The organism is Nitrospira sp., from assembly GCA_035968315.1.
Classification (GTDB): Bacteria; Nitrospirota; Nitrospiria; order Nitrospirales; family Nitrospiraceae; genus Nitrospira_D.
This window is the reverse complement of sequence record JAVYIN010000006.1, coordinates 1-20,931: the sequence shown is the minus strand read 5'-3', so window position 1 is coordinate 20,931 and position 20,931 is coordinate 1. Positions and strand designations below refer to the sequence as shown.

19 protein-coding genes and 4 tRNA genes are annotated in these 20,931 nt (G+C 60.6%); 12 read left to right on the top strand and 11 right to left on the bottom strand.

Features of this window, described 5'->3' with window-relative positions; translation table 11 throughout:
- Positions 1-4 precede the first annotated feature (4 nt).
- Both RI101_09050 and RI101_09045 read right to left on the bottom strand, forming a co-directional pair.
- Positions 5-1,477, bottom strand: coding sequence for a hypothetical protein (locus RI101_09050; protein MEC4890189.1), 1,473 nt, complete (start codon positions 1,475-1,477; stop codon positions 5-7).
- 175 nt (positions 1,478-1,652) lie between these two features.
- Positions 1,653-1,729, bottom strand: a tRNA-Arg gene (locus tag RI101_09045).
- Between the two features lie 133 nt (positions 1,730-1,862).
- On the opposite strand from RI101_09045, the gene RI101_09040 reads away from it, so the two are divergent.
- Together RI101_09040 and RI101_09035 are read left to right on the top strand one after the other, a co-directional pair.
- Positions 1,863-2,162 carry a nucleotidyltransferase family protein gene (locus RI101_09040; protein ID MEC4890188.1) on the top strand — a complete coding sequence of 100 codons (300 nt, stop codon included), beginning with the start codon at positions 1,863-1,865 and terminating at the stop codon, positions 2,160-2,162.
- Entirely contained in the window at positions 2,146-2,481 is a 336-nt protein-coding gene (locus RI101_09035; GenBank protein MEC4890187.1) for a DUF86 domain-containing protein, read from the top strand. Before RI101_09040 ends, RI101_09035 begins: the two co-directional genes overlap by 17 nt.
- Before the next feature lie 76 nt (positions 2,482-2,557).
- Here RI101_09035 and RI101_09030 read toward each other — a convergent pair whose 3' ends face one another.
- The 5 genes from RI101_09030 to RI101_09010 form a co-directional block, all read right to left on the bottom strand.
- Positions 2,558-4,054 (bottom strand): PAS domain-containing protein, encoded by a 1,497-nt coding sequence (locus RI101_09030; GenBank protein MEC4890186.1) that lies wholly within the window; start codon positions 4,052-4,054, stop codon positions 2,558-2,560.
- Between the two features lie 222 nt (positions 4,055-4,276).
- Positions 4,277-5,656, bottom strand: a complete 1,380-nt coding sequence (locus RI101_09025; GenBank protein ID MEC4890185.1) for a DUF4340 domain-containing protein — start codon at positions 5,654-5,656, stop codon at positions 4,277-4,279.
- A gap of 6 nt (positions 5,657-5,662) precedes the next feature.
- Positions 5,663-7,186: a DUF4350 domain-containing protein gene (locus RI101_09020; protein ID MEC4890184.1), complete on the bottom strand. Its 1,524-nt coding sequence runs from the start codon at positions 7,184-7,186 to the stop codon at positions 5,663-5,665.
- Positions 7,183-7,953 (bottom strand): ABC transporter permease subunit, encoded by a 771-nt coding sequence (locus tag RI101_09015; GenBank protein ID MEC4890183.1) that lies wholly within the window; start codon positions 7,951-7,953, stop codon positions 7,183-7,185. The genes RI101_09020 and RI101_09015 overlap by 4 nt, the downstream gene beginning before the upstream one ends.
- Positions 7,950-8,939 carry an ATP-binding cassette domain-containing protein gene (locus RI101_09010; GenBank protein ID MEC4890182.1) on the bottom strand — a complete coding sequence of 330 codons (990 nt, stop codon included), beginning with the start codon at positions 8,937-8,939 and terminating at the stop codon, positions 7,950-7,952. Before RI101_09010 ends, RI101_09015 begins: the two co-directional genes overlap by 4 nt.
- Before the next feature lie 255 nt (positions 8,940-9,194).
- Between RI101_09010 and RI101_09005 the strand changes: the two genes are divergently transcribed.
- From RI101_09005 to RI101_08990, 4 genes are all read left to right on the top strand, one after another.
- Entirely contained in the window at positions 9,195-9,821 is a 627-nt protein-coding gene (locus RI101_09005; protein MEC4890181.1) for a hypothetical protein, read from the top strand.
- Positions 9,822-10,119: 298 nt separating this feature from the next.
- On the top strand, positions 10,120-10,788 hold the full coding sequence (locus RI101_09000; protein MEC4890180.1) for a septal ring lytic transglycosylase RlpA family protein: 669 nt from the start codon (positions 10,120-10,122) through the stop codon (positions 10,786-10,788).
- Positions 10,789-10,891: 103 nt separating this feature from the next.
- A complete protein-coding gene (locus RI101_08995) occupies positions 10,892-11,095 on the top strand; it encodes a hypothetical protein (protein ID MEC4890179.1) in 204 nt (67 codons plus the stop codon).
- Positions 11,096-11,117: 22 nt separating this feature from the next.
- On the top strand, positions 11,118-11,951 hold the full coding sequence (locus RI101_08990; GenBank protein MEC4890178.1) for a HEAT repeat domain-containing protein: 834 nt from the start codon (positions 11,118-11,120) through the stop codon (positions 11,949-11,951).
- Positions 11,952-11,955: 4 nt separating this feature from the next.
- On the opposite strand, the gene RI101_08985 is transcribed toward RI101_08990, so the two are convergent.
- The 4 genes from RI101_08985 to RI101_08970 all read right to left on the bottom strand — a co-directional run bounded on the left by RI101_08985 (position 11,956) and on the right by RI101_08970 (position 16,920).
- Positions 11,956-12,444 carry a hypothetical protein gene (locus RI101_08985; GenBank protein ID MEC4890177.1) on the bottom strand — a complete coding sequence of 163 codons (489 nt, stop codon included), beginning with the start codon at positions 12,442-12,444 and terminating at the stop codon, positions 11,956-11,958.
- 14 nt (positions 12,445-12,458) lie between these two features.
- The gene (locus tag RI101_08980; GenBank protein MEC4890176.1) at positions 12,459-13,787 is read right to left on the bottom strand and encodes a HEAT repeat domain-containing protein; all 1,329 of its coding nucleotides are present in this window, start codon (positions 13,785-13,787) and stop codon (positions 12,459-12,461) included.
- Positions 13,788-13,834: 47 nt separating this feature from the next.
- Positions 13,835-15,994, bottom strand: a complete 2,160-nt coding sequence (gene glgP / locus RI101_08975) for an alpha-glucan family phosphorylase (GenBank protein ID MEC4890175.1) — start codon at positions 15,992-15,994, stop codon at positions 13,835-13,837.
- A gap of 77 nt (positions 15,995-16,071) precedes the next feature.
- Entirely contained in the window at positions 16,072-16,920 is an 849-nt protein-coding gene (locus RI101_08970; protein MEC4890174.1) for a hypothetical protein, read from the bottom strand.
- 170 nt (positions 16,921-17,090) lie between these two features.
- Between RI101_08970 and RI101_08965 the strand changes: the two genes are divergently transcribed.
- The 6 genes from RI101_08965 to RI101_08940 all read left to right on the top strand — a co-directional run.
- Positions 17,091-19,118, top strand: a complete 2,028-nt coding sequence (locus tag RI101_08965; protein MEC4890173.1) for an ATP-dependent helicase — start codon at positions 17,091-17,093, stop codon at positions 19,116-19,118.
- Between the two features lie 46 nt (positions 19,119-19,164).
- Positions 19,165-20,109: a hypothetical protein gene (locus RI101_08960; GenBank protein ID MEC4890172.1), complete on the top strand. Its 945-nt coding sequence runs from the start codon at positions 19,165-19,167 to the stop codon at positions 20,107-20,109.
- Positions 20,110-20,332: 223 nt separating this feature from the next.
- Positions 20,333-20,418, top strand: a tRNA-Tyr gene (locus tag RI101_08955).
- An 87-nt stretch (positions 20,419-20,505) separates the two neighbouring features.
- Positions 20,506-20,580: transfer RNA gene (locus tag RI101_08950), tRNA-Gly, on the top strand.
- 40 nt (positions 20,581-20,620) lie between these two features.
- Positions 20,621-20,696 (top strand) — tRNA-Thr (locus tag RI101_08945).
- Between the two features lie 95 nt (positions 20,697-20,791).
- A partial coding sequence (locus RI101_08940; GenBank protein ID MEC4890171.1) for a GTP-binding protein occupies positions 20,792-20,931 on the top strand: 140 nt, incomplete at its 3' end.

Here is a 20,931-nt window from a genome sequence, read left to right as displayed (position 1 = left end):
GGTCTCACTTTGGCGCGATGAGGACTTCTACCGTGAAGGCGTCGCTCACGCTGGTTAGGTCCGTTTCAAGCCGCTTCGGACTTCCGATGCGTCCCTCCGGATCGTAAATAAAGCAGAACAGGGTGGCGCAGTGGGTTCGCGCGGCATACCGCTCCGTGTCGGCGGCGACTTGCTCCGCCAGCTCTTTGGGCGTCAGGCCGGACCGCGTTTTTTTCGCGATGACGGCCACCCGGTCCTTGTCGATCAGGAAGGCGGTGCGAGGAGACCCTGCGGCATAGGGCGGCGTCCATTCGTCAGATCCGACCTCGTCAAATTCCAATCTGAGCAGGGCGCAGAGCAGGTCTTGCAAATCGTAGTCGTCTTCCACCTCCAGTGTCGTTCGATAATCTTTTCGCAGCCGCAGTTGCCGGGCGACGGCGTGAAAGCGCATGCAGACTTTGCGGAGCGCGTCGAGCGGATCGGCGTCCGGCTGGAGGCTGCTGGTGGCAGATGGCATGGCGATGGGAGCGGGCGCTGGGGCCCGCTCAGGCAGACTCGGCGGCGCGGGCGGTGGTTCGGTCTGAGTCAAGGGACGCGCAATGGTAGCAGTCTCGCTGGCCCAGGCCGGATTGGCAGGCGTCTTCTGAGGGGATGCCGGTTGAGCCGGTGGCTCAGGATTGACCGGGGCTGTGTCCGGGCCGGCCTTCTTGGGAGGCATGGTTTCCCAGATGGGGGTGAATGCCGCTATCGGCTCCGATGGATGAGTGGCCGCTGGTACGGGGGGCGGCGTGGCGGCCGGAGCTGGTTGTGCCTCGGGCAAGGGCGCAAGGGGCTGTGTCGCCGGCGAGACCTCGTGAATTGGTGCTGTGCTCAGATGGGCCGCAGAGATAGAAGCCGGGGCGGCCGGCATCGGAGCCGGAAGTGGTGGAGGGTCTTTCCATAACGGCGATGGATCTATTTGCGCCGGAGCAGGTGCCGGCGTTGGGGCGGAATGCGTCTGTATCGGCGTGGCGGCCGATGGAATAGGTGGCACGGTCTCCGCAGCGGCCGGCTCGCTGTCCGTGACCGGGGCCAAGGGGGCTGGCGCGGGAGGCACTAACGTCATCTGCGGTTTGGTCTGAGCGGGGGCGGCTGCTGGCTCTGGCGCCGGAGGCGGGGCGGCTCCTTGCAGCTCCAGTTTTTTCTGCTCCAATGACTCGATGAGCGATTTGATCAACTCGATGCTGTGCTTGGTTTCCGCCGGGTTTGAGATATGGAGCTTGTGATTCCGGTGCGCCTGAAATTCCGGTGACCGCTCCCCAAAGATCCGCCGAATCGTTTCCCTCAGTTGTAGCTCGGCCTTGGCTCTGGTGCCATCCCGGTAGGGAAACCCGTCCTTGTTGCAGTCGTCGATCGTCGCGAGGATGTCAGAAAACTTCGCAATGCCACGGGAGATCTCATCGATCAGCGCGGATTTCGATTTGGCGCGGGGGCTGTCTGCGGCTCGTGGACGTGCCATAGGTGAATGAAAAAAGTCTAGCCCAGGGGGTGCAACCTGGCAAGGAAACGAGTGATTTTGACGGAGTGATCTGCGAGAGCAAAGTGTCTACGGAGAGGATGGTGGAGGTGTCTATCCGCTGGCTATGATGACGATAAACAGAAAAAGAGGCCAGCGGAACGCACGAAGTGCGGTTTGGTGCCCCCGATACGAATTGAACGTACGACCTACGGTTTAGGAAACCGCTGCTCTATCCAACTGAGCTACGGGGGCGTGGGACCTACGATACTGAAAGGGCGGACAAATGTCTAGGCGAGCAGCGGCGAGAGCGCCGCTGGCGGATTTTTCAACAGTCTGCTAGCGTCTGCCGGGCAGACCTATGCTAGAATCGTCGGGAAAGCAGGCAATGATGAAGAATCGAGAAGATGTTCTCAGCCTCATTGAGCAGAATCAGGCGGCCCTGAGAAAGCTCGGCGTGCGCCGGCTCGGTCTGTTCGGATCCTGTGCGCGGGGCGAAGCCACCGAGGAGAGCGATCTCGATTTTGTTGTCGAGTTTTCAGACACATCTTTCGACCTCTATATGGATCTCAAGAGTTTTCTCGAAGAACTCTTCCAGTCCCGCGTGGATCTGGTGACCCTCCGCTCCATCAAGCCGCGACTCCTGCCGATCATCCAGCGAGAAACCGTGTATGCCCCGGGATTCTAGGGTCTACCTGGAAGACATTCTCGATTCCACGCGAAAGATCACGGCATATACCGCCGGCCTTTCCAAATCGGCGTTTCTTGAGGATGAGAAAACTCTTGATGCGGTCGTTCGGAATCTTGAAGTGATTGGGGAAGCTGTCAAAAAACTCCCTCCGGAACTTCGCGCAAAACACCCTGTGCCGGACTGGAAGAAAATAGCCGGCCTTCGAGATATTCTGATTCATGAATATTTCGGTCTCGATGCGGAGATCGTCTGGGATATCATCCAAAATAAAGTGCCAGCACTCGATCAAGAAGTGCGAAAAATGCTGAACCCCTAGGGCTGTAGCGCGGTTCTACTGAAATGACGGCTAGGCGAGTTGGCGGCGCGGAGGTAATCCGCGCCGCCTCGACGGTTTATGCGGCTTGTGGCTGTTCGGCGTTTGCCGAAGGGACTGAGGTGCCTGGTGCGGCTGCATCGTGGGGGACGCAGCCGGCCAGCTTTTCCTGGTCGCGTTTCATGTGGTCTGCCGCGTTGGACACGGTGCGCATGATCTGCGGGGTCTGCTGCGCTAGGGTGTCCAGCACCTCGATGACGTGGCTGAAGCCCGCGAGTTCCCCTTTGGTCTCTTCGATGTGTTTTCGGACGTCTTCGAAGATCGAGGCGAAGATGCCGTTTTCGGTCAGGCGCGAGGCTTCGACCCGGCCTCCGACGTAGGTGACCTGGAGCGACAACATGGCTTTGCGCAGCTCCTCGATCTCGACGGAGAGGCCGTTCAGTTCTTTTGCCAGCCCCTGGAGCGATTCGTCCGTCCGCTCGATCGTCTGGCAAAAGGCATAGCGCAGATCGGCCAGCCTGCCCAGTTCCGAGGCGGCCGCCATCTGGCCGCCGCGCTCGGCGAGCAGGCCCAGGATTTCGTGATAGTAGACGATCACCATTTCGAACTGCAGGCGGGCCCATCCGAGGCAGAAGATAGTTGCTCCCAGCCAGCGCGACATCTTGCCCACCTGTGTGGTGAGTTGGGCGACGATGTCGGCGACCCGCGAGGAGGCTTCGCCCAGGTGCGTGGAGATGACGCTCAGGGTATGGCCGGTGTCGCCCAATCGGCTTGATGTGACGGTCAGATTGAGGCAGATGAGCCGGAACTCACCGGTCAGTTTGAGAATGGCTTGTGAGCGGGCACTGAGCTGCTCGTTGAGCCGGGCATATTGATCGAGCTGGGTATACAGGCCGTTGATCTGTCCGTACACCTGTTGCGACTCGCGATATAGCTCGCGCAGCACGGCGCCGAGGTCCCCTTCGTCGGCGCGGTGCGGCGGCAGCGTGGGAAACATGGCAAGGTGCTCATGCGCGAGGATGCCGTCGCGGCTCTTCAGTTCCTGCAGGAGCATCGCTTGCATGAAGGCATCGTAGTCGGCGAATCCCTTGGCTTGGAGGATTTCGCCCAGCCGGGCTTCGGCTGCCTGCATGCCGGCCTTGGGGCCATCGCCCCGGTCTTCGTGGGCCTGTTCGATGGCGCGCAATTCGGCATAGACTTCCGAAACGATGGTAAACAGCTCGCTCGACGGCTTGAACCGCACGGAGAGGAAGCCGCCGTCTTCAACCGGCGCGGCAAGCGCAAGCACCCAATAGTAGCGTCCGTCTGAGGCCATGTTCTTGACATAAGCGGCGATCGGCTTGCCTGCGAGGAGGTAGTCCCAGAGCAGCTTGAAGACGGCCCGCGGCATATCCGGGTGCCGGATGAGGTTATGCGGCTTGCCGAGCATCTCCTTGATTGGATAGTGGCTGACGCGGGAGAAGACCGCATTGCCGGAGGCGATGATGCCCTTGCGGTCGGTCGTGGAAAAGAAGAGTTCGTTGATCGCAAAGTCTCTGGGGGCATTGATGGGAACAATCTTGCTTTTGTGGTTCATGTCGCTGGTGTCCAGTCGGTTGTGTGGTGGAAATGGTGCTGGAATCGTGGTGGTCTATTTCTTGGGAGTGGTAGTCATCTCGCGCAAGTCTATTTCGGCGTAAGTGTTCGAAACTTTAGGAAAAACATGGACGTGTCCATACAGCCTTTTGCCTGGGCCGGTAGGGAGGATTGTCCCTAGTGAGGCGAGTGTCAGGGAGTGAGGATTGGGCCGTTGGCGCGGTTATGGTGTGCCGGCGCCCGGTTCTTTTTGAGCGGCCAAGAGTTCGTTCTTGGAGGGGATCTGGCTGAGCAGATCGGGGCGGACTTGGAAGACGCCCTGGAGGCGTTCCCCTGTGGCATAGACGAGGTTGTTGACCTGGCTGCCCAGCGTCAGCCGTCCGGCGATTTTTCCGTCTCGTCCTGTCGCCACAAATTCCGCGGTGGGGGCGACCAGCCCGTAGGGCGCCAGCGGGCCGGCTTGTTTGATGACCCGTTCTTCGGCGGGCAGATTGGCGACGCGGCTGACGAAGAGGTTGGCCGCTTCCTGGCTGAGTTTGTCCGTGGGCCGGTCTTCCAGCACCCATTCGCCGTTTTCGTTGATCAGCACATAGTGCTTGTCGCGCGTCTTCACGGAGAGCATGGCGATGTCGTCGGGCGCGACGCCCAGGAGCCGTTTGTCCTGGAGCGCGAACAGGTCGCGCGCGAGATCTTTGATGACCAAGGGATTGATGCGATAGAGCGGGGCGCTTGGGCTGGTTTCGGCAAAGGCTTCGCCGCTGTCCGGGTCCGGCTGGTAGAGCTTCACGGTTTGATCGCCCTCGGCGGTGTGCAGCGCGATCTTTAATTGCGGATTGGTCAAGGTCTTGGTGATGGCGTCCCGTTCGGGGCCGGGATCGATCATGCCGAGGGCCTTGAGGTCTTCCAGTTTAAACAGGAGCGACCGGACTTCGATTTGATCCGCTTCGGCTTCGATGGGGTAGCGGATTTTCCAGTTGGGTTTCGGTTTGTCCTTCGACATGTTGTAGAGGACGATCTCGGTCGTCGGGTACGTGAGGCGTACGCGTTCGAGGTCGGCCTGCACAAAGTGCAAGAGGTCTTTCCGGCGGAAGGTGAGCAAGGTTTTGTTCACAAAGCTCTTCGTGGTGAGGTCGGTGAGGACCACGCTGTGGGTGGATTGGCGCAGCACGTAGAGCGTGGAGGAGAGGGGGCCGTTGTCCCCGATGGCCAGGGTGTCCTGCTGGGCGCCGGCGGTGACGGTGATGGTCGTCACTGGCTGTTCCAGGCCGAACGGCGCAAGCGCGCCGGGCTTCTCTTCGATCGTGCGGAGGATTTTCCCCGTCACCAGGGCGCGGACCATGGCCTGCACCTCGCGCGCGTCGGCTTCCGTCTGGAGCGGGGCCACAATCATCCAGACCCCCGCGTCGCTCCGCTTCATCTCCACGGTGCCTTGGGGGGTGGTGACGCTGAGTCCGGTGATATCGGATTCGGGGAGGGACAGCAGGGCCTGCTGCTCGACGGCGTGTTTCTCCTCAGTCTGCTTGGCCGGGAGTTCGACCCAATAGAGGTAGCCTCCCAAGCCTGCGAGAATGCCCAGCAGTAGTATCGTCGGCCAGTAGCGCATAACGTGTTACAAACGGCGGCGTTTTCTCCAGACCATGATGCCGGTCACGAAGGTCATGATCGGAAGGAAGAGGACCTGAATGTACAGCAGTGTCCGTTCTTGCGTGGGATTGGGGATGAAGGGCCGGAGCGCCGGTTCCTTGGGCGCAATGGAAATGAGATCCCGTTCTTCGGCCAGCCAGCCGGCGGTGCGCAGGAAAAAGTCGCTGTTGCCGGGGAAGTTGAAGAACGCGTTCGTGGCGAACGCGGAATTGCCGACGACGACGAGCGTCGGTCTGGGCTTCCCCTCTTCCGGTTCCTTCTTCGGCGCGAGCGCCGCCGCCATGGGCAACGGTCCTTTAATATCTTCCCCCTCGTTGAGGCTGACGACACGGCCCTGCAGATTCGTTTCAGCCCAGCTGTTCGGCGAGGTTCTGGCCAGCGGCACGTAATCCCAATCCTTGCCGGCCTGCTCGTCGAAGGTCAGGTGGCGGGACAGGGGAAAGAGCACCGCAGAGGTTAGGTCCTGGGTGATGTCATGTTCTGTAAACGTGCGGACCAATAACGCGGTCAGGTCGCCCTGCGCCAGCCGGTCTTGCAGGTCTACGAGCACGCCGGGGCCGAGCCCCAGGCCGTAATGCGCGAGCAGCGGTCCCAACTCCGTCTGGGTATCGGGATCCACCATCAAGAGCAGATGGCCGCCCTTGTCGACATAAGCTTGAATCCGGTCCTGCTCGTCCTTGGTCACTTGGCGCTGAGGCCCCGCAATCACGAGTACTGACGTGTTCTCCGGCACGGCCGTTTCCTTGAGAAGCGAGACTGTGGCGATTTCATAGCCCTGCTTGATCAGCGCCTCTTTCGCCGACGAGAGCCCGTTCCGTTCTTTGTCTTCCAAGCTGCGCTCGCTATGGCCTTCAAGGAAGACGATGCGCTTCTTGGCGTCTTTGGAAATGCGTAGCAGCGCGCCGGTGAGTTCGACTTCCGAGGGAGAGGTGACGCGGATGGTCTGGCCGTTGCTCTCGAACACGGCGGTATCGGTCCGGAAGATGCCGTAGTTCTGCGCGATCTTCGGCTGCCGCTCGGGATCGACGAATTCGACGGTCAGTTTCGTCGCGGCCTGGCGATAACTTTCCAGCCGTTCTTTGTAGCCTTGATAGCCCGGGTCTTTTTCCCGCGTGAAGACCGTCACTTTGACGTCGTGCGGCAGGTTGCGCAGCACGCGGTGGGTTTGGGGCGCCAGGGTGAAGTTCTGGTTCTCCGACAGGTCCCAGCGCATCGAGTGCCGCGAGGCCAGGAAGTTCACGATCACCAGAATGGCCACGACGAGCAGGATCATCAGGATGCTATTGGCGCCCATGTGGGTGGAGCGGCGCGCGGAAAAGGCTTTCACGGCTTCGAAGTGGAAGATGAAGAACAGCATCAGGCAGAGCAGCCCCAGTCCTTCAGCGATGGTGACAGGCCAGAGCCAGTCGGGCCTGAGGCTGTAGCCCACGAGGCCGGCGACTGAGAGCAGGATTCCGATGATGCCGAGCGGCAGGGTTTTGAGTCTCATTTCCACCGCGACGATTCCACCACCCGGTGGGTCAGAAAGAGCATGAGCACGAGGCTACTGAAGAAATAGACCAGATCCTTGGTGTCGATCAGGCCGCGCACGAGGCGGTCGTAATGCTCCATGAACGACACGTAGGAGATCACTTGTCCGAGCGTGGTGTCGCCCATGAGCGTGCCCAGGCCGGAAATCAGCCAGATGATCAGGAGCATGCCGAAACTCAGGAAGGCCGCCACGATCTGATTTTCCGTCATCGCGGAGGCCAGGAGGCCGACGGAGAGAAACAGGGCGCCGAGCAAGGCCATGCCGAGATAGCCGGTCCAGATGGGGTTCCAGTCGAAATCGCTGAAGAGCATCAGGGTCGTTGGGACCAGTCCGGTCAAGCCGAGGAGGCCCAGGAAGACCAGGAAGACACTGACAAACTTGCCGGCCACGATCTCATTGATGCCGATGGGGGAGGTCATGAGAAATTCAAACGTGCGCAATTTCCGTTCTTCGGCAAACAGGCGCATGGTCAGGATCGGCAATATGATCAGCAGAACGAAGCGCATGCTGGCGAAGAGGTTGCGGAACACGAGATCGTTCAAGTTCAGCTGCGCCTGCCCGCCCTGCATCTGCATGAGCTGGATGGCCTGATAGCCGGCAAAGACGACGTAGAGGTACGACAAGAGCCCGAAGATCAACAGAAAGATGGCGCCCACCACGTAGACGATCGGGGAGACGAAGTAGCCGCGCAGCTCCTTGGCGATCACCGCTTGGACGGGGGTCATGAGGCGGCCTCCTGCACGGCGCCGGGCTGCTCGGTCACGAGCTGGGCCGGATCTGAGAGGCCTTCTTCATGCCTGGTGAGTTGGAGGAAGACGTCCTCGAGTGTCATGGAAATGGTTCGCAATTCGAGGAGCCCCCACTGATGCGCAATGATAAAGCGGGCGATCTCGTCGCGCTTGTCCTCGCCCAGCGCACATTCTAAGAGAAAGGTGCCGGCCGGCTGCGCGGGGAAGACATGGAGAATGCCCGGGATCGTCTGCAGCGCGGCCAGGCAATCGTCCGGAGGATTTTTAATGGTGACGGAAATCTTTTCCGAATGCCGCAGCCGGGCCGAGAGCTGGTCGGGCGTATCTTCGGCGACGATTCGGCCGCCGCTGATGATGACGACGCGCTGGCAGACGGCGGTCGCCTCGGGCAGGATGTGCGTGCTGAGAATCACCGAATGGGAGCCGGCGAGGCTCTTGATCAATTCACGGATTTCGATGATTTGTTTCGGGTCGAGTCCGACCGTCGGCTCGTCGAGGATCAGCACGGGCGGATCGTGCAAGACGGCCTGCGCGAGGCCGACACGCTGCCGGTAGCCGCGGGACAGGTTGCCGATCAGGCGGTGGCGGACATTTCCCAGGGCCAGTTTTTCGATGGACCGGTCAATGCCGGCGGTCAGGGCCTTCCCCGTCATGCCGCGCAGATTGCCCACAAAGGTGAGGTATTCGGAAACGGTGAATTCCTGGTAGACCGGCGGGGTCTCCGGCACGTAGCCGATACTCCGTTTGACGTCCATTGGCTGATCGGCGCAATCGAATCCCGCCACCCGCGCCGTGCCTTCCGTGGCCGGCATAAAGCAGGTGAGGATGCGCATGGTGGTCGTTTTACCGGCGCCATTGGGGCCGAGAAAGGCCAACACTTCGCCCTTGGCCACGGAAAACGTGACCCGGTCGATGGCCGTGATATTCCCATACCGCTTGGTAATGTTGTGAACTTCGATCATGGATGTGATGGTTGTGCGATCAACGCTGCGGGGTTTGGCAGTTAGTGAACGTTCCCGTGTTGGATCTTACTGAGTCCGGGGGATTCAGTCAATACGGCCTGGAGTTGGCCTTGCCTGGTGAGGTCGGATTGATCGTGGCGAACTTTACAGGGACGGGGTGTCCTGCTACAGTTTTTCGCGCTTGATCTTACGGAGAGCTCGAACGGGCCTTTTACCATACTGTGATCTGATTTATTTTGTGAGGAGGAGGCGCCTGTGAAACACGCCATGTGGGGAACGGTTCTGCTGGGTACGGCGGTCTGGTTAAACGGATGTGCAAGCAAGGGCGATGCGGTGCCGATCAATGTGGGCATCAAGCCTCCGGCTACACCGGTCGGGTCGGTTCCCGCCAGTGGGGGCAAGGTGGCCGTGACCCCCTTTCAGGATGACCGGTCTGATCGGACCAAGCTCGGGAACCGGCACTCATTCTGGGGCACGGACGAGCCCTATTCAGTCAAGAACGGGACGGTGGGGGAGGCCACGGCCAAAGCCTTGGCCGAGTATCTGACCCGCAAAGGGTGGCGGGCGTATTATGCCGCTTCTCCCGGTGAGGTCAGCGGGGCCGATGTGGTGATCTCGGGCAAGATTCAGGACCTCTCGGCTGATGCCCATGGGGCGTTGGGATCCACGGACATCGCCGCAAAAAACAAAGTGACGATCCATGCCGTCAATCAAGCGGACCGAAGCTCTTTGACCAGCACGACCAGCCATACCGGCACCTATACGGTATTTTGGTACGGCCCTGAAGATGGCGAAGAGATCCTCAGCGAAGTGCTGGAACGGAACTTTGAAAAGTTCGTGGGGCAGACCAAATTCGATGGGGCTGGACTGCGCTTCCGGTAGCGATTGCCAGGGAGGCGGGAATCGCGCATCCCGCCTCCTTCGGCCGCCGCAATCCATTTTCAGCACCATAGTGCTCGTTCTTGTCGGTTGACTCTCCGCGTCTTCTCCATTATATAGGCAAGACTCTTTACCCCTGTCGTGCGCCTAACTTGTTCATTATTGTACTTCGGCTGAGGTGTTTTATCTTCATACGAAGGTAGGGGAAGAGGCTACGCAGTCGGTATTGTTGGGACCTCCCGGCCTCCCGTAGGCTGTGATCGTGAATGGTTGGTTCAGCCTGCAGCGGAGGATGAACGTGATGATGAATCGAGTCCTACAAACACGCAGACGGATGTATCACCTGATTGCCGCACTCTGCTGTCTTTCCCTGGGAGCCTGTTCGTGGGTTCCCAAAGGGGAGTCGCAGCTGGACGTCGGGATCAAGGAGCGGGGCATTGCGTCCTGGTACGGGGAGCAGTTTCATGGGAAACAGGCTGCGAACGGGGAGATTTTCGACATGGGCGCCCTGACGGCGGCTCACCGGACCCTGCCTCTCGGGAGCATGATTCGGGTCACCAATTTGACCAACGGCAAGCATGTGCGGGTCCGCATCAACGATCGGGGCCCCTATGTGAACGGGCGCATTCTCGATCTGTCTCTGGCGGCGGCGGATCGTTTGGGCATGGTTGCTGGGGGCCTGTCTGTGATTCAGCTTGAGGTGATCGGGGATCGCCGGCCGGACTTCATGCTGGCAGCGGAAGAGTCGGCGCAGTCCACCTCTCCCCTGTTGAGTGTGCATCGTCTCAATCAGCCGGAGTTGCGGGTTCTGCCGGTCTCGGTGCTGGCCCATGCGGACCCCACCATGACGCCGGTCCATCGGCTGCCCCCCACGGATATCCTCTTGCAGCGTCGTCTCCGGCGGGTGGGATCGATGCTGGCTGCCGACCATACCGCCCACACGGAAAACGTCACATTGATTCTTGGCTAGCCGCGGTTGACAGTACCGGAACCACTCCTCTACACTGGGTCGCCCACGTTCAGATGGTGGAGCCCTCAACCAGTATCGATTCGATTACAAGGAGTCAGACGGTATGGCGAAGAAAACCGCAGCAGAGTCCGATGAAACCAGATTGAAAAAGAAGCTCAGCACGACCGGCAAGGACAAGGCCAGCGGCGATGCCGCCGTGCGGGCGTTGCGCAAGCGTCTGAAGCGGGAACAGCGCCGTCGGCGCGCGCTCGCATTGCGGAAAAAGCACGCAGCCGGAAGCAAGGGCGACGCGAAGGCCTCAGCATAGTCATTCTTGAGCAGGACGTACGATGGAACACCAAGGCGACGATTCCCATACAGCCAATCCTTCTTCAGCCACTCCTGCGAGTGATGAATTGACCGATCAGGTGGCCGACGCGCTGGCGCTCGGCGAGGCCCCTGTGGGCGCGGAGGCGGCAGCCACGGCAACCGACACGGTGGCGCTCGAAGAAGAGCGGGTCAAGGATGAGATCGAAATCCAAATCGATCTGCTCAGCGATCCGGACTGGGTCGTGCGCCGGGAAGCGGTCATTACACTGGGGGAAATGGGCGATGAGCGCTGCGTGGAGCCGTTGGCTCGCGCGCTGCGTGACGGAGACTGGCAGGTCCGCGAAGTCGCCATTGAGGCGCTCGGGCAGGTCGGTTCTCCGGCCGTCGACACCTTGCTCAAGTTGTTGCGTGACTGGGATGTGCGCAAGTATGCGATCGGGGCGTTGGGCAAAATCCGCGACGAACGCGTCCTGGACCCGCTCATGCAGCAGCTCAAGAACGACGAGTTTAAAGACGATGCCATCAATGCCTTGGTCGAGCTCGGCGCGCCGTCGGTGCCCAAGCTGGTCGCGGCGCTGAAGGATAAGGACGAAATGGTCCGCCAGCAGGCCGTCTTGGGCCTTGGCCGGATCAAGAGCGCTGAGGCCATCGATCCGTTGATCGCCATGTTGCAAGATAAAGATTGGTTCACGCGCCTGACGGCAGCGGCGGCGCTCGAATCGATCGGCGACGAGCGGGGGCGCGAGGCGATCAAGCCGATGCTCAAGGATCCGGATATGGTCGTGAAGATGCGTATCGAGCGGATTCTGGCGAAGTGGAAGAAGGCCCCGGTGTCCCAGCCGGCGAACGCCTAGTCTGCTATTTATTAAGCTGCCGGTCGAGCGCCTGCTGCAGCTCATCCAGTTTCTTCATCGGGATCAGTTGCCCCTTCGTGACGTCTCCACGTAGCGCTTTCATTTTGGCGGCAAGGCCGCGCATCTCGCTATCCGCTTGCTCCTCTTTCACCGCTTGTTCGAGCGCGTCTCCAGCCTGGGCCAGTTCCTTGGCCGCAGCCCCAAAGTTCCGGTCGAGGACTTGAATTTTCGCCTGTACGAGGTGGGACTTGGCTTCGACGAGGCCTTGCCGGCGTCGAAGGTCCCGTTCGATTCCGATCGTCGTATCCACGACATTGTGCGAGAGATTTTTGATTGATTGCTGGAGTTCGGCAATGGTTTTCTGGGAGACCGTCCACCGTTCGGAAAGATGGGAAACGGTTTGTTGAAGGGTGCCGACAGGCCGTTGCCCGAAATAATACCCCGCGCCAAACGACGCCGCGAGCAGGATCAGCATCATCAGAAATTTGAACATACGTTCTCCGGTTCTTACGGATGGCGCGCCGATTGCGTGGCGCGGGTCGTCTGCCGCAAGAGGCTGCCGGCGGCGGCTATCCGCACGGCCTCGTCAGAGTCTTGCAGGCCTTTCAACAAAATCGGAATGACCGGCCCGGAGACTTTTCCGAGCGCCTTGGCGGCCATCAGGCGCGGCAGGGGTTGCTGGTCTTGCAGCAGCGCTTGCAGGACGGAGAGTGCCTGTTTGTCCGAGGTCGCGCTGAGGGCTTGCGCGGCCGCGCCACGGATCGATGGATCGGGATTGCGGGCGAGATCCGCCGCCAAGAGCAGCACCGACGTGTCGCCCAGGCGCAAGAGGCTTTCCGCTGCGCTGGCCCGGACCTGGATGCTGGGATCGGTCGTGAGGGCTTGCAGCAAGGGTCGGTTTTCTTTAAGGCCCAGCCGGCCCAGGCTCCCTGCCGCGACCCCCCGGACCATGGCCATGTCATCGCCCAACGCATGCGTCAGCGGCGCCACACCGCCGGGCGATCCGAACTCTCCGAGCGCTCCTGCGGCGAAGGCGCGGACGGACGGGTTGGGATCATAGACGGCCTGGCTCAAGACGGCCAGGCTCGCGGGCCGTTTCAGCCGGCCAAGGACGCCGAGTGCCGCCATGCGCACTTCCGCATCCGGGAGGGTGGCTGCATTCGTGATGTCGATCAGGGTATCGGTTTGTCCCAGTTTATAGAGCGCGGCATAGGCGAAGATGGCCTCAGCGCCTTCTTCGGTGCGGCCGATATGGATCAGATGCGGTTTGATGTCCGCGACGCGGGCATCGCCCAGCGCATTCATGGCCGCGATGCGGACACTGGGGGCTTCGTCGGTGAGGGCGCGCTTCAGCGCGCCCGATTTCGCGGCCAGCCCCGCTTTCCCGATGGCTTCCGCTGCGCGGGCGCGCACGAGGATGGAGGAGTCCAGCAGGCCGTCTTCCAGCACCGATGCGGTCTCCGGCAAGCCGAGCTCCGCAAGCACCGTGTAGGCGGCAATGCGCACATGCTCTTTGGAGTCGCGCACACGGCTGGTAATGAGACTGAGGGCCAGCGGACGGAGGAGGCTCACGTCATCGGGTTGCCCAGCGGTTTTCATGCGTGCATAGAGCTTGAGGGCGTCTTCGCCGCGTCCAAGCTTCACGTAGCTCTGCAGTGAGAGCCGGAGGAGTTCTTTCGAGGGGATGGCGTCCGCCGGAAGGTCCTGAAAGAGTTTGACGACGGCGGGATAGTCTCCGGACTTGAAGTGGGCGGCCGCTTCCTTTTCTGACGCTGAGGCGGCGGCCGCCAGGCCTGTCCCGAATGTCAGGACCAGGGCGACGGCCAGGCCTGCCACAAGAGAGGTTCTGGTCGTGTGTGGTGAACCGTCCCGCATACCGGACCTTACCACGAGCGGGGGGTGCGTGCCGAGGCCCCACTGTACATGGTGCCGACGTAGTCCTTGACCATGCGCTTGGTGCAGAATTGCGGGGCCACGGTTCGGATGCATTCTTTCACCATCTGCAGCCACCCGCGCGGGGTGCCATCGAGATCGCGCTGGTAGTAGAGCGGCACCACTTCTTCTTCGAGTAGCCGGTAGAGTTCTTCGGCGTCATGTTCGTCCTGCTGCTGGTGGTCGTCCGATGGCGGCAGCGGGTCAATGCCCCAGCCGTTCGCCCCGTTGTACCCTTCTTTCCACCAGCCATCGAGCACGCTGCAATTGATGACGCCGTTCAGCGCCGCCTTCATGCCGCTGGTGCCGCTGGCTTCCAGCGGGAAGCGGGGAGTATTGAGCCACACATCGACTCCCTGCACGAGGAACTTGGCCATGTGCATGTCGTAGTCTTCGAGGAAGGCGATGTGGCCGCCGAGCTTGTGATCGTGGCAGAAGTTCACGACTTCATGAATGAAGTAGCGTCCCGGCTCGTCGGCGGGATGCGCCTTGCCGGCGAACACCAGCTGCACCGGCCGCCAGTGATTCTGCAAGAGCCGCTTGAGCCGCTCCAGGTCACGGAAGAGGAGCGTGGCCCGTTTATAGGTGGCAAAGCGGCGGGCAAAGCCCAGGGTGAGCGCTTCCGGATCGAGCAACGTCCCTCGGGCAATGACCTGCGAGGGCTGGAGCTGGCCGTGAATCCAGCCCGTCCTGGCGCGCTCCCGGATGAAGCGCATCAGCTTGCGGGTCATGAGTTTCCGCACCGCCCAGAGTTCGTGATCAGGAATATCGCGCACGCGTTGCCACAGGGCCTGGTCGTCGCAGCGCTCGGCCCAGTCCGGTCCGAGAAACTTGCTGTAGAGCTGGCTCATCTCCGGTCCGATCCAGGTCGGCGCATGGATGCCGTTGGTCACGCTCCGAATCGGGACGAGATCGGCCGCCAGTCCCGGCCACATATGCTGCCACATGTGGCGGGAGACCTGGCCATGTTCTCGGCTGACGCCATTGATATGGGCGGCCTGGCGAATGGCGAGGGCGGTCATGTTGAATCCCTGCCCGCCCGAATCCGGGGTGTCCCCCAAACGAAGAAATTCATCGCGGCTGAGTCCGAGCTGCTCCCAATAGCCGGCGAAGTAGCGATCCATCAGATGATGCGGGAAGACATCGTGGCCGGCCGGAACGGGGGTGTGCGTGGTGAAGACGGTGCTTTGGCGCACGAGTTCGCTGGCCTCGGCGTGGGTCGAGCCCTTCTGGACGAATTCGCGAATGCGTTCGAGCGTCAGAAAGGCCGAATGCCCCTCGTTTGCATGGAACACGGTGGGGGCCATGCCCAACTCTCTGAGCATGCGGACTCCGCCGATGCCGAGCAGGATTTCCTGGCACAGGCGGATTTCCTGATCGCCGCCGTAGAGACGCGCCGAGAGGGCCCGGTTCTCCGGGCTGTTTTCCGGCACATCGGTATCGAGGAGATACAATGCGACGCGGCCGACATCGACTTTCCACACCTGTGCGGCGACGGTCCGATGGCCCATGACCACGGAGATTTTGCAGGGGGCGCCGGAGGGAGTGAGCGCCGGGCGAATGGGCGATTCTTCCCGGTTAAACGGCGCGTAGGCGGCTTCCTGCCATCCTTCGGGCGTGATCCGCTGGCGGAAATAGCCCTGCGGGTACATGAACCCGATGCCGACGAGCGGCACACCGAGGTCGCTGGCTTCCTTGCAGTGGTCGCCCGCGAGAATGCCGAGGCCACCGCTATAAATCGGGATAGAGATGTGCAAGCCGAACTCGGCTGAAAAGTACGCGATGGAAGGAGTTTGGGGCTGGCCATAGGCCTTGCCGAACCAGGTTCCCTGTCCCTGGCGGTATTCGTCGAAGGTTTTCATCACGGCCGAGTATTGCCGGAGGAAGGTCGGATCTTGGGCCAGTGCCTGAAGCCGTTCCGGCGTCACTTCCGCGAGCAGGCGGACAGGGTTGTGATGGGTGAAGTACCAGAGCGTGGGATCGATCAGCTCGAAGAGCTGCCGGGCCTCCAGTTTCCAGCTCCACCAGAGATTTTGCGACAGCTCGGCCAGGCGGATCAGGCTGAGCGGCAGGTGTTTCGGCGCAGGATTGGAGGACTCAGCAGTATCCACACGGGCTCCTTTTCGAGCAGCAGGGTGCAAGCGTTACGAATAGTGGAATGGAGTGTGCCGATGCTGGCGAAACGCGGTCAGGCGTGTCCGGCCTTATGCCATGAACTCCACTCTTCGGAGAATGCCACGGCGGCGTAGCGTTCGCCAAGGATTTTCGCCACTCGGTTCAGCAGTTTCGTGAGTTGCTGCAGTTCGCTGGGTGACAGATCCTGGCGAAAGCGCGGGTGGAGGCCCCAGCGGGTTTCCACTTCCTCGCCGGTGACGGTGGACATGAGGCTCACAAGCTTGATGTCCTGGCCCGTCGGACCCTTCTTGGCCGGCTCCCTCTGTGCGGTGGCGGCAACAGGCTGCTGGATCGGAGTGGAGGGTGCGGCGGCTGGAGGCGCCTGGCCCTGGAGCACGGCACTGATGGCCGGGATGATGGCGCTCGCGCAGAGGGTCGCCGCCGCGATGACCTGGCCGTTTTGCGGGGTGCCGAGGAGCTCCGCCACCCGTTCGGAAAACGTCTGGAACATCTCGTGCTTGGTCTTGGAGTCTTCGGTGATCAGGAATTTGTACTTCTCGTAGGTGTCACGGCTTTCCGCCACGGCGTTGCCGATGGTCAGCATGATTTCCATCTGGTCCGCGTTGTTGCCGAACGCCGGTTCGAGCACGGTCTTGAGCTGGGTGGTCACCGCATCCTCGAGCCCGTTCATGAAGTCCAGCTGGTCCTTGATCGGGATGTGCAGGGCCGAGAGCCGGTCCGTCACGTTGAACATGATTTTCAGAAACTCGAGGTAGATGCCCCATTCATCCTGCCGCTTCAGCTTCATCGCCTCCGCGGGGGCGCTGCGTTTCATCATGGAGACGGACTCCCCCGAGACGGCGAGCATGAGTTCGGCGAGCTGGCGAAGTTGTGCTTGGTATTCTTTATTGGCGGTTCCCATAGGTGCTCCTGTTCAAGGAGCGCGATTATAGCGGAGGGATGTTTGGGGATGAAAGGGGTGGTTTCATGGACGTCCCTGTGAGGCGGGCTCGTTGAGAAGGGGTTTAGTGGTATGTTATACAGCCGGACCGTCTGATCGGCGGCTCTTCAACCTCTCTCCCCCTCAGGTCCATGGAACGAGAAATTAAAACCTATGTCCTGAAGCGCTCCGATGATGAAGCTGCGCCGCGCAAGCTGTCGATCGACTATGCCGCGGCGTTGAACCAGCAGCAGTTGGCCGCGGTCACGGCAGGTGAAGGTCCGTCGCTGGTGATCGCCGGGGCAGGGAGCGGTAAGACGCGCACGCTGGTGTATCGCGTGGCTTATTTGATCGACTCGGGTGTCGATCCGTCGAATATTCTCCTCCTCACGTTCACCCGCAAATCGGCGCAGGAAATGTTGCAGCGGGCCGGCGAACTGATCGGCGCGCGCAGCGAGCGGGTGTGCGGGGGGACCTTCCACTCTGTCGCCAATCTCTTGCTGCGCCGTTATGGCCGGTCGATCGGCGTGGAGCCGGGGTTCACGATTCTGGATCGCGGCGATGCGGAGGATTTGATCGCGCTGGTTCGCTCGCAGCTTGGATTGAATGAGAAAGATAAGCGCTTCCCCCGCAAGGGCACGATCATGGAGATGATCAGCAAGAGCGAGAACACGCTCCGCTCGCTGGAAGAGATCATCCTCGAAGAGTTCAGCCACTTCGGCGACCATATGGATGACCTGAGCCGTCTGAAGCATGCCTATCAGGCGGCGAAGCGGCAGAAGCAGCTTCTGGATTATGATGATCTGCTGGTGATGCTGCGCCAGCTCTTGCTGATGGATGAGTCGGCGCGGGCGACGATCTCGCGGCAGTACCGCTATATTCTTGTCGATGAGTACCAGGATACGAACCGGTTGCAGGCCGAGGTCGTTCGGAAGCTGGCGGCGTCGCATAATAATGTGATGGTGGTCGGCGACGATTCGCAGTCGATCTATGCGTTTCGCGGGGCGACGTTCAAAAATATTATGGAGTTCCCGCAGCTCTTCCCCGGCACGCAGATGTATAAGCTGGAAGAGAACTACCGCAGCACACAGCCGATTCTCAATTTGGCGAACTGCATCATTGAGGAAGCGGCGGAGAAATACACCAAGCGGCTCTTCACGCGGAAGATCGACGGGCCGTTGCCCTCGCTGGTCGAGGCGGCGGGGGAGAATGCGCAGTCGCGGTTTATCGCCCAGAAGATTCTGGAGTTGCGCGAAGAGGGCGTGCCGCTCAGTGAAGTGGCGGTGCTGTTCCGCTCCAGCTTCCATTCGTTCGATCTGGAAATCGAGTTGTCGCGCAAGGGCCTGCCCTTCATCAAGCGCGGGGGCGTCAAATTTATCGAGACGGCGCATGTGAAGGATCTGCTCGCGCATGTGCGGGTGATCGCCAATCCGCTGGATACGGTGAGCTGGAATCGGGTCTTGATGCTGGTCGAGGGCGTGGGGCCGAAGAAGGCGCATGACCTGCTGGCGGCGATTGTGAAAACCGGTCAGCCGTTCGATGTGTTACGCGGGGTGAGCGGCCGGTCTGGGCCTGGGCTCAAGAATCTGGCGAATACGCTGGAGAGTCTCTCGGGGGCCGACGATCGCTCGCCCGCCGAACAGGTGAATCATATCTATGAATATTATCTGCCCCTTCTGAAGGAGCAGTACGACGATTACCCCAAGCGCACGCGGGATCTCGATCATCTTCACACCATCGCGGAAGGGTACCCGGCGGTGGATGCGTTTCTGGCGGACCTCGCATTGGAGCCGCCGGACGGCAGCGCGGCGGATGTCGAAGCCCCGGACCGTGACGATGAGCGGCTGGTGCTCTCCACGATTCACTCCGCCAAGGGGCTGGAGTGGCAAGCAGTGTTTGTGATCTGGGTGGTGGACGGGAAGTTTCCGTCGGTGTATTCCTTCGTGGCGGATGAGGATCTGGAGGAAGAGCGGCGGTTATTTTATGTGTCGGTGACGAGGGCGAAACGCCACCTCTTCCTCACGTACCCGATCAACGTGTACGACAAGACCAGCGGGATGTTGCTGTCGAAGCCGTCCCGTTTTCTCGATCACGTTCCATCGGATCTTTTCGACACGCTTGCGCTGGTCGAGGAGGGCGGACGGGGCGATTGGGGCAGCTATCGGGACTCTGATTATTAAGTGGTGGGCGTTCCTCGAAGTATCTTCTCTTTTTTTCATCATGACGATGCGCGGGCACGGGACTTCTATAGCCTCGAAGATTGCGGTTGCCGCGCTGCTGGTCACGTTGGCCCTGTGCTCTGCTTGGGCGGCTCTGGCAGAGGAGCGAAGCGGGGATGCGGCCGCGGGCCGTATGTGGGGGCAGTTGATCAGTGGCGCGGAAGGCCTGCATTTGCCGGTTGGCTTTCTGAAGGCGATGCCCCCGGACTTTGTCCATTTTGAATTCGACGATCTCCGCGCGTATGCCGCGGAGTACCATCCGGGCGAGCACCGCATGGTGCTGAACCGAAGTTTGTCTTTCCATGCGGCTGGCCGGGATCTGCGGTCGCTCAAGAACATGACCTCCAAAGAGCTGGAGGTGCTCTACCACGAGCTGTTCCACGCCTATATGGACTTTCTGGAGTCGCGTGAAGAGACGGTGTCATCTGTGGCAGGGGCTTCAGCCGAGGATCTCTTGGCCTTCGCTCGGGCCCTCCAGATCTGTCGCTATCGGGAAGTTGCCATTACCCCGGTGGTTCAGCGGAGCCGGGAAACGGAGGTGCGATACCTGTCCGATCCTGAGGCCTGGGAAGCGCTGAATGAAACCTGGGCGGTCTTTGTCGGATGGGCTATTTGGAATCAGCTTGAGATTGAAAAAAAGGGGAGCGGGTTGTTGGCGGGATCCCCCAAGCTGGCCGAACAGTGGATGGCGCGGTTGCAGCAAGCCATGCAATCGGGAGAACTGCGCGGCTATTATGTTCCGCAAGATCCTGATGAACGGCGAGTCACTCAGAAGCGGTTTTTAGCCGCGAGTGATCGCATTTCGGCCGGTGAGGCGATGAGGCTGATGAATCAAGTCATTGGTTTGCCTGATAAATTTGTTGGTAAGGCGGTGGCGCGTGTGCGGCAGGTCGATAATTTTCAGGCTCGACACCAATGCGCATCTGGCATGCTGGTTGAGGGAAAAAAGTAAGCGTGAGCCCCATTCTCCTCTTGACTTCGCATGACTTCGTCAATAGAATCGAGCGTTTCCTAAACTAGCCTGGTTCGCCAGATCAGCCGTTCCTCTTTTGAAGAAGAGGGGAGAGAGCTGTGTGCGGACAGGCTTACTCTAGTTTTTCGTGCCTGGTTATTGTGGAAAAGTCTGCTGGTTTTGTGATGGGTTTGGAGTGAGTGGATCAGCAGGGGCGGAGGATGGGCAGGTACCCAAGCGGCCAAAGGGGGCAGACTGTAAATCTGCTGGCTTATGTCTTCCAAGGTTCGAATCCTTGCCTGCCCACCATTTTGAATTGAATATGGTGTTGGGTGTAACGCGAGATGTGCGCGGGTTGTGATAATCGGATGGCGGTGAACTTTCAGGGGAACTAGGGCGGGCGTAGCTCAGTGGTAGAGTTCCAGCCTTCCAAGCTGGCTGTCGTGGGTTCAAATCCCATCGCCCGCTCCATCGAGATGTGTGCGTCGGGTGTCGTGAGATGAAGGGGAAGGCCCACGTAGCTCAGTTGGCAGAGCACGTCCTTGGTAAGGACGAGGTCACGCGTTCGATCCGCGTCGTGGGCTCCATGTTACGCTGGTCCCGATCCGGAGCCCTTTCGGCGGTTCTCGGCCACGGGGGTGGCAGGTGTCGGCGTTGTTATTTGACGTAAGGAGACGAGGTTATGGCGAAGGCGAAATTTGAGCGGAAGAAGCCGCACGTAAACATTGGGACGATCGGGCACGTGGACCATGGCAAGACGACGCTGACGGCGTCGTTGACGAAGATTTGCGCCGATCGCGGCATGGCGAAGTATGTGCCGTA

Coding starts and splice junctions, on each gene's coding strand:
- RI101_09050 (MEC4890189.1), bottom strand. CDS start 1,477: ATGGCACGTCCACGAGCCGCAGACAGCCCCCGCGCCAAATCGAAATCC.
- RI101_09000 (MEC4890180.1), top strand. CDS start 10,120: ATGATGAATCGAGTCCTACAAACACGCAGACGGATGTATCACCTGATT.
- RI101_08990 (MEC4890178.1), top strand. CDS start 11,118: ATGGAACACCAAGGCGACGATTCCCATACAGCCAATCCTTCTTCAGCC.
- RI101_09035 (MEC4890187.1), top strand. CDS start 2,146: ATGCCCCGGGATTCTAGGGTCTACCTGGAAGACATTCTCGATTCCACG.
- RI101_09015 (MEC4890183.1), bottom strand. CDS start 7,953: ATGACCCCCGTCCAAGCGGTGATCGCCAAGGAGCTGCGCGGCTACTTC.
- RI101_09025 (MEC4890185.1), bottom strand. CDS start 5,656: ATGCGCTACTGGCCGACGATACTACTGCTGGGCATTCTCGCAGGCTTG.
- RI101_09020 (MEC4890184.1), bottom strand. CDS start 7,186: ATGAGACTCAAAACCCTGCCGCTCGGCATCATCGGAATCCTGCTCTCA.
- RI101_08985 (MEC4890177.1), bottom strand. CDS start 12,444: ATGTTCAAATTTCTGATGATGCTGATCCTGCTCGCGGCGTCGTTTGGC.
- RI101_09030 (MEC4890186.1), bottom strand. CDS start 4,054: ATGAACCACAAAAGCAAGATTGTTCCCATCAATGCCCCCAGAGACTTT.
- RI101_09010 (MEC4890182.1), bottom strand. CDS start 8,939: ATGATCGAAGTTCACAACATTACCAAGCGGTATGGGAATATCACGGCC.
- RI101_08960 (MEC4890172.1), top strand. CDS start 19,165: ATGCGCGGGCACGGGACTTCTATAGCCTCGAAGATTGCGGTTGCCGCG.
- RI101_08965 (MEC4890173.1), top strand. CDS start 17,091: ATGGAACGAGAAATTAAAACCTATGTCCTGAAGCGCTCCGATGATGAA.
- RI101_08970 (MEC4890174.1), bottom strand. CDS start 16,920: ATGGGAACCGCCAATAAAGAATACCAAGCACAACTTCGCCAGCTCGCC.
- RI101_09040 (MEC4890188.1), top strand. CDS start 1,863: ATGATGAAGAATCGAGAAGATGTTCTCAGCCTCATTGAGCAGAATCAG.
- RI101_08995 (MEC4890179.1), top strand. CDS start 10,892: ATGGCGAAGAAAACCGCAGCAGAGTCCGATGAAACCAGATTGAAAAAG.